Here is a 13142-nt window from a genome sequence, read left to right on the forward strand (position 1 = left end):
TTTCTTCTTTTACAAAGTAAAGAAACAGAGCAGGTGCTACTCTGTTTCATCAATAATTTCAAGAAGCCGTTTTTTATTCTGTTTGATTTGTTTTTTTCGATTTGAATCCGGCCAGTACTCTTTTCTGACAAACTCGGCAGGCGGCAGCGGAGTTCTGACGGAATGATATGAATCATCCAGGCCGCTTACCAAAAGGTGGGCGTTTGTTCCGCCGAAACCGAAAGCGCTGATGCCCGCCCTCCGTTTTCCATCCTTCCAGCTTCTCAGTTCTGTATTCGGATAAAAAGGCGACTTTTCAAATTCAAAGCGGGGATTTGGCGTTTCACAATTCAATGTAGGCGGAATTTCCTTATGCCATATTGATAAAATCACTTTAATGAAACTTGCCGCTCCGGCGGCGCTTAATAAGTGTCCGATATTGGTTTTTACACTTCCTACTCCGCAAAATTGCGTTTTGTTTGTGTCTCTTCGGAATACTTTTGTCAGAGCCTGAAGCTCAATCGGATCTCCAATCATCGTGCCTGTGCCGTGAGTTTCGACGTAGCTGACTGATCCGGGAGTGATATCGGCTTTTTCAAATGCATCTTGAATAACCTGCTCTTGAAGCTTAGGATTCGGAGTCGTAATTCCCATTGTCGCACCGTCGTTATTAATAGCTGATGCTTCAATGATACCGTATATCCGATCTCCGTCAGCTTTTGCTTTCTCCAGCGGTTTTAACAGAACAGCGCCAAAACCCTCTCCGGGTACAAAGCCGTTTGCCCTTTCATCAAAAGTAAAACACTGACCGTCCGGCGAAAGAGCTCCTCCTTCTGTTAACATCAGGTAAGGAATTTCATCCAAAAGCAGATCCGCCCCTCCTGCCAGCGCCATTTCTGAATCACCGTTTTTTATGCTTTGGCAGGCTAAATGAATGCTGACTAATGAAGAAGAACAAGCGGTATCAGATACCATGCTTGGACCGTGAAAATTAAAGAAATGCGACACATGTGAAGCAATAAAGTTTTGACTAAGCCCGACGATGTGGCTGCTGCTTTCTTTCGGCAGTTTGTGACCGTAGCCGCCCATTCTGGAACCGACAAATACGCCGACTTTTTTTCCCGATAATTCTGTTTCTTCATAACCGGCATCACGTACAGTCTGTACACTCGTTTCTAAGAAATGTCTTATCAGCGGATCCGTTTGGATGGCTTTCTCCTCTTCCATACGGAAATACTCCGGATCGAAGCTGCCGATTCCATTAATAAATCCTCCCCATTTGCTGATGCTTTTTCCCTTTTGCTGCACCGGAGAGTAATTTTCTTCTATATTCCACCGGGAATCAGGTACTTCTTTAATATGATTCTTCCCTTTTCTCAGATTGTCCCAAAATTCCTCTTTATCAGCCGCGCCCGGAAACTTACATCCGATTCCGATAACAGCTATCTTTGCAGTGGAAGCCGTCTGCGGTTCTGTATTTCGGCTCGTCACAGACTGCATATCATGCTGATTGCTGCTTTGAGAATCAGTCTGTTCGATTTGTTTTTTCAACGGCGGCGCCGTCTTACCGATATATTCCGCAAGACCATGAATCGTGTTGTGTTCAAGAAGCACAGTAGGGTCGATTTTTTTCTGAATCATTGCTTCTATACGATGTATAATGCTGACAAGAAGTATAGAATCCACACCGTATTCCTGAAAATCCGTATTTGGGTTAAGCTTTTCAAGGGGTATGCTCAATTCCTCGGCAAATACGGCAGAAAGTTCACTGACAAGCCCTTCTGAATGATCAAAAGTGCCGGGAGTCTCCTGTCTTCGGACCGGAAATGAAGTCTTGCCGGTTTTATTGATGTTCAGGAGACTGTCTGCATGAAACACTGTTCCTTTTTTCACGATAGGAATGATATTGGCCGATTTTTTCTCCAGTGCATGATACAAAATCGCCAGTCCTTCCCGCGTGGATAGAGAGTCCAATCCCAATTCATCATATAAAGGACTCGTCACAGTACCCATTCCGACTTCTTTCCAGCTCGGCCAATTGATGGACGTGAAATACGTTCTCCCCTTTTGAAAATGATAAGCCGCGAAATAGTCCATATATGCATTTGCAGACGCGTAATCAGTCATTCCTTTCGACAGTTTGGGTGACTGTGCTGCAATTGATGAAAACAGAATAAAGAAATCCAGCGGCCTATTATTAAAAATCCGCTCCAAATTCTGAAGTCCAGTGACTTTCGGCCCGTACACCGTCTTAAATTCACTCATTCTTTTATGAATAAAGGCCGGATTTCCGCCGCTGTGCAGTCCGGCACAATGTATGACACCGCTAATATCTTTAAATTCAAGGCTTACTTGGTGAAAGAATGATCGAAGCTTCTCTTCATTTGTGAGAGAACCGCTGTAATACAGATAGTCGACACCTTTTTCTTCAAAACTTTGAAACAGTTTTATATTGCTGACTGTCTTTTCGTCCTGTCTGCCCTCTTTCAGCAAATGATCCCATTCACTTCGCAAAGGTAATGGACGCGTACCCGTCAGCACGAGTTTTTTCACTCCCCGTTTCACCAAATCTTCAGCTATTGCTCTGCCAATGCCCCCTGTCCCGCCGGTAATGACGATGGCTTTATCCGCAGGAAATGAAACCGGCCCGCCGGTATGGATTCTTTCTTCTTCAAAATACGGAACATACCTGACGCCGCTGCGGTAGCATACTTCATTCTCCCCGGTACATTGCGCCCTTTCAATCTCAAAGATTTGTTTAAGCTTATGCGTTTCTTTCATGCTGTCTATATCTATTGTTTTCACATGAACAAAGCCGTATTCCGCAGAAAGGGCTTTCAGAAAAGCAGCTGATTCTGCACCCGTCATCTTTGGTTTTTCCGCTTTAAATACCTGCAAGCCATTGGTTAGTTGTAAAATGGATAATGGTGTTTCCTTTTTACTCCGCTTAATTATTTCTTGTATAAATAAGAATTTACCATATGGGATGCCGTTCTGATTTTCACTCTGGTTTCCGATATCTGAGAAATCAAATATATTTTCGACCTGCCGCTCACCGCCCGAAAAGACCTCACAGATAACGTCGTATGCGTGGTTTTCATCTAATAAAGAACACTCAAACATTTGATCAGAGTGTTTTATAAATGAAGAGTGATGTTTTATGACAATCAGATTCTCCTGATCTATATCCGGACAAATGGTGCGGGCAATTGATTCTGTGTCTTGATTCACAAATGCGACTGTCAGTCCGTACTCTTTTGTTTCGGATGGATTTACAAACGGATTCTCCCTCCATTTTTTTTGCAAGTGATGTTGAGAAGAATGCTGAGGGATCTCTGTCCTCTCAGTCCTGGACGGAACCCAATAACGTTCTTTTGCAAACGGATAAGTCGGAATTGAGATCCGTTTACCCGGCTGCTGTAAATGTTGATGAACGGATTTCCAGTCGATATCCGCCCCCCAAACCCATAATTGAGCCAGCTTTTCCGCTTCACCGTTCTCAATAATGGTCTTTACAAACAATTCGCCTGCTCTGCCTTCCGTTAACGCCTTCATTTTTTCAGCAAATGCATCTGATTGCTGATTAACATATACGCCTGGAACTTGCTTGTCACCGCGGCAAAACTGAGATAATTTATCTTTCATTTCTTTAAGAGAGGTACCGGTAATCGCCGCTCTGGCCTCCATCGCTTCTCTGCCCGATTGTGTAGTGTATGCCAGATCCCGTAAAACGACGCTTTCCGATTGGCCGCCTTCCATCACTTCATTCGGGAACATGTCTCTTATCGCTCCGGCATATTCCTTCAGTAAGTATTCAGTAACCGCTTGAATAGAGGGGCAATCCGTTAATTCATACATCGTGAGTTCAATATGAAACATTTCGTTAATAAAATCCGCCATCCTGCTTAATTCCAAAGGCCCTACGCCAAATTCACTCAGGTGATCAGAAATATTAATTTCTTCCGGATGGATATGAAGCAATTCCGAAACAAACGGTTTGAGTACTTCATTCACCTTTTCTTTCATATCAGTCTGTTTATCCTTTACTTCAGGACTTAGTGAACGCTGAATAAAATCTTTCATGTTTTCGGCATACTCAAGAAGACGTTCATTGTCTTTGGCAGATAACAGGACAATATGCGGTTCGTTCTCAACATGTTCTGTTGAGACGTTTGTTTCTTCATATTCTTCTATAATGATATGAACATTCGTTCCTCCCGCTCCGAATGAGCTGATTCCCGCTCTTCTCGGAACAGTTACTGTTTTTCCGTTTTCCTGCAGTTTCGGTTTCTTCCAGTCTTGCAATGACCGCTGTACATAAAAGGGAGATGCTTTAAAATCAATATTTGGATTCAACGTCTCTGCATGTATGGAAGGAAACAGTTTTTTCAGTTTCATTTGCAAAAGAACCTTTGTCAAACCGGCAATTCCCGCTGCGGCCTCAAGATGACCGATATTTGATTTGACAGAACCGATTGAACAATATTGAGTGTGCTCCGTAAATTCCCGAAACGCTTTTGTTAATCCGGTGATCTCAATCGGGTCTCCCAGAGAAGTTCCCGTTCCGTGAGCTTCAATATAACTAATTGTACGAGGGTCAATACAAGCTTTCTGAAGCGCGTCCTGTATCAGTTCAGACTGACCATTTGGATTAGGAACCGTAAAACCGTTTGTTCTCCCTCCGTGATTGACCGCTGTCGCTTTAATCAGCGCATAAATATGATCTCCGTCCCTTACCGCTTCCGCCGCCGGCTTTAAAAGTACGGAGCCCACTCCTTCTCCCGGTACATAACCGTCACCGCCCTCGCCGAATGTACGGCATCGGCCATCACTTGCAAAGAAGCGGCTTTGATTTAATAATGTATATTTATTCGGATGAAGCGTAAGATTGACCCCGCCCGCAACAGCAAGTGTGCTTTCTCCTCTTCGTATACTTTCACAGGCTAAGTGAATGGCGTTAAGAGAGGATGAACACATTGTATCCACCGCCATACTCGGCCCCTTAAAATTAAAGAAATACGATATTCTGTTTGCTATTGCAGAAAATGGAGACCCGACGGCCAGTTCATTTCCTTTAAGTGATTCTTCAACGCCGAAAAATTGATAGCTTCCATATGTGACGCCTGCAAATACTCCGACCTTTTTGCGGGTCAGATCTGAAGGTTTATAACCCGCATCCTCTATGGTATTGTACACTGTCTCTAAAAAGAGACGTTCCTGAGGATCAAGAAAAGCAGCTTCTTTCGGTGATATCCGGAAAAATAAAGGATCAAACCGGTCTGGATTTTTCAGAAAACCTCCCCACTTATAGCAGCTTCCCTCGAGCATTTCCTTCCGGTCATCAGGAATTTCGCTTACGCAATCCCGTCCATTCATCAGCACATTCTGGAACTCCCTGATGTTTTCCGCACCCGGGTATCTGCCGCTGACACCGATAATGGCTATATCAGCAGAAAGGGGATCGGCCGCAATGTGCTCTTTTGAACCTTCTCCTTCAGAGCGTGCCGGCGCTTTTGTTTCCACTGGTTTTCTTTTTTGCTTTTTTTGATATGAAACAAGTTCAGATTTGCCGGCCGGGTTCAGCAGTTTCATCATTCGTTCGCTGTGATGACTCAGGAAATATTCGGCTAACTGCGATATGGAATGATATTCAAAAAATAATGTTTTCGACAATCTGCCGATACTTTGCTCCAGCTTTTTGGTCAGACGCATGATCATCACTGAATCAATGCCGTATTTCTCCAGGTATTGTTTTTCATCTATGAGTGAGGCCGGTAATTTCAATTCCTCTGACATTATATTTTTTAGATAGCTGATGATATTTTGTCTTAATTCATCGCTTTGCAAATCGGCATCTTCCTGCCGGTCTGAATGTAAGCTGATTGTGCCGGCACGCTTCAGCACATCCTCAATCTTTTCTTTTCGGCCTTTCAGGGCAATCAGCTGTTCAGATGATTGACACAAGCTGTTCTCCAGAGCCTGTATTCCGTCACCGTCATCTAACGGGTCAAGGCCGAGTTCCTGTTTCATGTAGGATATTCCTTCATCGTCAATATTCATCCCGCCGGAAGTCCATAGCGGCCAATTGACTGACACCACCCTTTCGGCAGACTCTTTTGCGGTCATAACTGCTGCATACTGATCCAAAAAGGCATTGGCGAAAGCATAGTCACATTGGCCGGCTGATCCGAAGACTGCCGATGTGGATGAAAACAAGACAAGTAATTCAACTTTCATTTTTTTGATTTCTTCCGCCAGCCAGAGCGTGCCATAAACTTTCGAACTTGTGACTTGATCGATTTCTTCTTTTGTCTTTCTTAAGATAAAAGAGTCACGGAGTACGCCGGCACTGTGAAATACTCCATGTAAGGTGCCGAACTGCTCTTTTGCAAAAGCAAACATCCGTTCAGCATCACTTTGTTTTGAAACATCAGATCGGATGTATTCAATTGTTGAACCTGAGCTTCTTAAATATTCGATCTTTTTTTTCTGCTCTTCAGTTAAATCAGAGCGCCCTGTCAATATGAGATTCGCTTTCCATTTTTCCGACAGATGTTTTGCCAGTATATAACCGAGACCGCCCAGGCCTCCTGTAATCAGATAATTCCCATGATGTTTCAGCGGCTGGGTTAAATCGAATGAGCCGGCTTTATTATAGCTTTTCGTAAAACGTCTGCCGTTTTCATAGCGCACTTCAAAATGGATATCCCGTTTTTCGTCACACTCTCTCTGATATATATCAGCTATTGCTGGAAGAGCGGCTCCCGCACCCTCTGATTGAGTGATATTGATAATCTGATAGTGAAAATTGGGGTGTTCCTGGTGAACGGTTTTCACCAATCCGCCGAGAGCATGATGCAGCGGCAGTTGTTCTTTCTTCTCAGTTTGAAAAATATGCGTCAGTTTTATTATCTTTTTCCATTTCAGTTCAATCAGCGCCTGTGTAATATACAGAAGAGAAAACAATCCGTTTTCCAATTGTTTCTGTATACCTCCCTTACTCATGTCAGCCTGAGAATCAGACCACAAGTGAAGAATCTTTTCGGGCGGCTGATAATGATCATGAATGTATCGGAACAGCTTTAGATAATCGTCTTTTTTCACGTGGTTCATACAAATCGTATCATCATGTAAAACAGCAAATTCTTTTCCGCGGATGACAAACAAGAGAGTGCAGTCCTTAAACAAACCGCTCAATTCTTGTATTTGCCGTTCATTTTCTGCAAAAATCAGGAGCAATCCCGTCAAGGGTACGCTCTTCGTACTCGGAATGAACGATTCTGTCCATTCCGGCTTGTAATATAAAAGAGGATGGTTCGATGCCCGTGATTTTTGATTCTGAATGGATGTCACACGGGCATAGCCTTCGTCAGCCGACATTTGTCCTGTTTGAATCAGATCAAGAATATCGCTGATTTGTTCACGTTTTCCGTTCATCATTCTTCCCCCATTAATTGTTTCAATACAGCCTTCTGATCAATATCATTGGTTTCCAATTGACGCAGGAGACGAATGAGTTCATCGTCCGTCTGAACAGTGTCTTTTTCATGACCATATCTGAATCTCACATCTCTGCACTCCGCCAGAATGCTTCCGTTTCCATCTGTAAATGTCATATGACACGTTACATCACGGCTGTTCTGCCGGTTCACTTTTTGAGTATAAACATAAAAATTTTGAGCGAGAGGCTGATAGACATCCGCCGCTCCCATTCCGATCAATTCCGGGAAGGTTTCTCCGCTGACAAAAAATGCACTGGCTTGAATCGCGGACTCAAGCGCTTCAGGAGAAATCGTAAAATTTTCTCTTTTTGCATAAATCTCATCCGGCATTGAATGAAGCGACAGCATTCCGTAACTGTTTTTCGCTGATTCAATGACAAAAGGCGCTTCAGCCGGATGTTCAGTCATATCTGATTTGACTTCAGCAATATCAAGCGCTTCAGGAAGCATACCGCTTTCAGGCTTAACCATATGCGCATTTCCGCTGGCAAGACGTACTTTATTCTCATTTTTTGTGTTTGCATATATGTCAAACCGCGCAAAGTCACGCTCAGGCGTCAGCGTAATCATCAGTTCCCGTATATCTGTCATTCCGTTCATGCTTTCGTTCCACAATAAATCGGTCAATGTTTGAACTGGTTGTCCAAATGCCGCCGCTGCATTGACGATAGCCATTTCAGCCAAAGATGCATAAGGGAAAAAGGACACGTTTCCTTCAGACAGACTTAGTGCGAACGGATGATTACGGCTGATTTTTTTCGTGAAACTGAACTGATTAAAATCGGACGTGTTACTCCCCAAGAAAGGGTGACCCGTCTTACTCACATCCGCTGAAACAAGTGCTTCCCCTTTTTCCGCTATCCAATACCGCTGTTTGATCAGCGGTTGTCCCGGGATAGAAATCCTGCGGGCATTCCGATTCACCTCAAAAGTCTCCCAATCTATCTTTCTTCCATTTACCCATTTGGATGCTGCTTCGGCGTAATCTGAACAAACGTGAGGCATTTCATTGTGAACTTCTGATTCGAATGTATTACCGGTATGGCTCAAGCTGCTTTTTTCACCCCTGATATAAGCTGAAAGCTCTTCAGCAATGACCTGCCCGGAATCTGCCACTATCGCCAGCCGTTCTTCCATATGATCGCGTCCCGTCTGAAGTGTATAGGCAATATCCTGAAGACGCAGTTTATGATTGTTATCCTTCGATTCATTTTCTGATAGAAAATCAGCCATAACCTTTGCATATTTTATCAGCCGTTGTTTGTCTTGAGCCGATAAAACAAAGATCACTCGGCCGCTTTGATGATCAAAAGCTTTTGGCGGTTCATACGCTTCCAATATAAGATGCGCGTTTGTTCCTCCTGCCCCAAAAGCGCTTACCCCGGCTCTCAAAGGATGGACAGCATGGCTGTTTTGCGGAATATTCCATTCAGCCGCTTTCCGCTGCACTTGAAAAGGAACCTGATCAAAATCTATAAACGGATTAACAATATCGGAATGCAGAGAAGGAACAAGCTGCTTATTCTTCATTTGGAGAAGCACTTTCGTTACCGCAGCGATTCCTGCCGCAGATTCTAAATGTCCGATATTGGATTTCACCGCACCGATGGCGCAAGGATGGTTCAATTGATAGGAATCTTTGAGTCCTTGAATTTCAATCGGATCGCCTAATGATGTCCCTGTTCCATGCGCTTCAATATAATTGACGGTGTTCGGATCAATGTCAGCTTTACGAAGCGCTTCTGAAATGACCTCCGCCTGCGCATCCGGATTCGGTATGGAATACCCGCTCGTCTTTCCTCCATGGTTAACGGCGCTTCCCTTAATCACACCGTATATTTGATCTTGATCTTCTATTGCTTTTTTCAATGGTTTTAACAATACGGCTCCGACTCCCTCACCGGGAACGTAACCGCTTCCGTCTTTTCCAAAACTCCGGCATCTGCCGTCACTTGATAGAAACTGTCCCATGCTGAGGAACTTATATTTATTCGGATGTATTGACAAATTCACTCCGCCGGCTAATGCCATATCGCTCTCTCCGCAATGTATGCTTTGGCATGCGTAATGAATAGAGGTCAATGATGAAGAGCACATTGTATCCAGAGCCAAACTCGGACCTTTTAAATGAAAATAATAAGACACCCGATTGGCAATTGAAGAATAGACGGAAGCCGGCGAGAAAGCCGCTCCGTTTTCTTCTCCTTCAAATAGTTGATATTGGCCCCACATTGCACCGACAAATACACCGACTTTCATCTTTTCCAGCATGTTTCTCGGGTACCCTGAGTCTTCAAAACAATTTTTGGCCGTTTCTAAAAAGAGCCTTTCCTGGGGATCCATAAGTTCTGCTTCCCGTGGGGAAATATGAAAGAAAAGCGGATCAAATTGATCGGCTCCGCTGATAAAACCTCCCCACTTGCTGTAAGACTTCCCTTTCATATCTCTGTCTTCGCTGAAGAAATCATCTATATTCCAGCGGTCAGGCGGGATTTCTGTAATACAATCTTTTCCGCTCTTTAAATTCTCCCAAAATTCAGGTAAGTCTTCAGCCATCGGATACTTTCCGCTTAAACCGATAATGGCAATGTCTTGATGCCTTGTATCAGCTGTTTCATTTATTTGGATCTCACGGCTTTCATCCTCCTTGAAGGTATCTTGAAGTGCAGATTCCAATTTTTCTTTGTCACCTTCAAACACGATCAGCTGTGATGCGTTCATAGAGAGTGAATCTTGAAAAGCTTTGATCCCATTGGTTTTACTAAGGGGAACCATACCGATTTTTTGTTTCATCCATTTTTCAGTTTGTTTATCCACTTTCATGCCGCCGTCTTCCCATAGGGGCCAGCCGATGGCTACTGAGACGCCGGAGCGTTCTTTTTTCCGCCTCATTCCTTCACGCCACTCAGCAAAAAGATCGATGAACCGGTTAGCCAATGCATAATCCGTCTGTCCGATATTCCCGTACATCGAGCTGCTTGATGAAAACATCACAAAGAAGTCCAAAGGTTCGGTTTGCAGCAAGCTGTCCAATAAGACCGTCCCATTTATTTTCGGAGCGATCACTTCCTGAATTTCATCTTTTGATTTTTGAATCAATAAAGCGTCGTGCGTCACACCGGCACTGTGTATCACACCGTTGATTTCTCCGAATTTCTTTTTAATGGTTTTTATGATTCGCTCTGCATCGCGGCTATCTGAAAAATCTCCTCTTATATATTGAACGGAAGAACCGCCTGCTTTCATTCGGCTGATTTTGTTCTTTTTGTCTTCCGTCAGTTCAGAACGGCCCGCTAAAATAATATTGGCTTTCGTTTGCGCTGCGATATGTTCTGCAAATATAAGGCCTAAGCCGCCGGCCCCTCCTGTAATCATGTATACTCCGTTTTCTTTAAAGGAGAAATCTGAGTTTTGAGCCGGTTCTGCTTCCCGTAAGGCACGGACCCAGCGCACATTTCCTTCATAATAAAGATCGGTTTCTCCCGGATGCGCTTCAGTTGATTCGCATCTGATGATTTCAGCTGTAAGAGCCGGCAACGATGTCTTGTCTGAAACTGATATCCCGATTGTCTTAAGGGCCAGTTTCGGGTTCTCAAGCAAAATAGACTGCCCTGCGCCATGGACTGAAGCGTAAAGCGGCTGATCATTTTTATGGTCCGCCGGATAAAGGAAAAGCGATACAACCTTTTTTTCCGCCTTGCTGCGCATCAATGCCCGGCTGAAAAAGAATAGCGGGTAAGCCCCTTTAGAAAGCTGTTCACTTATTTTTTCCGGGCCGGCAAATGATCCTTCCGGCCACCCGTACACCACGGTGTCGGGCATTTGCCCCCTTTTTTTCAGATCAGCTGCAAGCCTGTCAAAGTGGGCTTCCTCCCTGTGATCTATCTCATAAACACCGTCTCCGTGATAGGAGAAACGATTCCCTGATAAAACGAGAATGATCTGTGTATTTTCGAATCCATTTTCAGCATTTTCCCGCATAAAATGAAAAAGCTCTCTGTCATATTGAAACAGCAGACATGTTCTTTTCTTTTTATTTCCGCAATGCGGGTCCCAAGCGGCAGCCTTTTGTCTCCAATACGGCGTTAAATAGGTCAGAGCCGTATGATTCTCTCCATGATGTAGAGGGAGGTCTTTGTCAACGGAAGTCTTTTCCCCGCTCTCCACAAAATAATTTGCAAGTTTTTGAATCGTCGGATACTCAAACAATAAAGTAGGATACAGTTCCCTGCCTGTTTTCTCCTCCAATGCCTTTACGGCTTGCATAAGTGTGACGGAATCCAGGCCTTGTTCATAAAAACCTTTTACCACAGAGAGTGTTTCAGGGGCAGTCCCTTTGATGTCTGCGATCAGCTGCTGAATGTCTCCTTCTGTTATAAGAGCGGAAAGATTTTCGTTCTTACTTTCTTTCATGTCAGGCTTTTCAGCCGGTTGATTTTGCGTTAAGAAATAACTGGACATTTTTTGATTTTCTTTAATATACGCGGCGAGTTCCCGGATCGTTTTCTGCTCAAACAGGAGTGTAGGATACAGCTGTTCCCCTGTTTTGTTTTCAAGTTCTTTGACAATGGCAAGCAAAGAAGCGGAATCCAGGCCTTGTTCATAAAAACCAATGTCTGTCCTTATGTCACGCAGATCTATATTTGAAACCCCGGATATTAATTCTTTAAGGTGTGTCTCAATGCTTTCGCTTCGATCTATGATTGAATCTTTTCTCATCAGGCCGTCTTTTGGCTGAGAAGCCGCTTCAGTTTCTAAACGAGTCTGCTTCAGATTTTCAATTAAATCTTTTGAGCGAATATGTTTCACAGACAGCCGGGTAAAATAAGCGATCATCTCCCCGTGTGCATCGTACAAACCGTAACTGACTTGGATGACATCCCCTGAATCATGATTTTGGTCTTGCTTCTCTATGTACACATAACACCTGTCTTCCAGGCGCTTCGTCATACGGAAAGATTCAATATGAATGGGAATATACGTTTTCATCCGGCTTGCCGGAGATCCTTGTGTAAAATATTCGGGACATGCCTGATAAAGGATCGATATGATGGTAGACGCATCAAGAAAAGTGGGATGCAATTGAAAATAGCCGGTATATTGTTTGGCAATTTGGCTGAGCGACAACTCTGCAAGTACAGAATGATCAGACGCATAAACCTTCCCCAGACTCTTCATAAATTCAAAATGCTCTATATCAACCTTTTTTAAATAGTCATAACATATCTCCATATCGGCTTCACGGACGGAGGCATGTTTGATTTCATCGATATGAATTGAACTCATGCTTTCCGGGAATTTCTGCATGAGCCTGCAGTTCATATTCTCATCCCAGCTTTCATCCAGAATCCGGTCATCTTTTACCTTTCTGCTCTTCGCCTGGATTTCCCATCCCTGTTCCAATCCCTGAAAACGGATGCGGATTTCTCTGTCAAAGGTATCCGATGTTGCTACAGGTTCCAAATACAAAATATTCTGACACTCGAGTTCTTCAATAGGCAAACCTTTACTCAGCGCCATACGGTATATCATATCTAAAAATGTGACACCGGGTATAATCCGGGTGCCATGCACCCGGTGATCCCTGACAATATAGTCCGTATGTTTAATTGTTAATGTGAACTGATAGTTTTGATTACTGGCCACCTGTCTCATTCCTTT

General features: G+C 43.7%; 2 protein-coding genes. Both read right to left on the reverse strand.

From position 1 onward, the window contains the following. Nucleotides 1-36 precede the first annotated feature (36 nt). The gene (locus AC2CGA_RS03720) at nt 37-7416 is read right to left on the reverse strand and encodes an SDR family NAD(P)-dependent oxidoreductase (protein WP_484480124.1); all 7380 of its coding nucleotides are present in this window, start codon (nt 7414-7416) and stop codon (nt 37-39) included. Beyond that, a complete protein-coding gene (locus AC2CGA_RS03725; RefSeq protein WP_484480125.1) occupies nt 7416-13127 on the reverse strand; it encodes a type I polyketide synthase in 5712 nt (1903 codons plus the stop codon). The genes AC2CGA_RS03720 and AC2CGA_RS03725 overlap by 1 nt, the downstream gene beginning before the upstream one ends. Nucleotides 13128-13142: the final 15 nt, after the last annotated feature.

It is taken from the genome of Bacillus sp. SYZHCR11 (assembly GCF_057196865.1).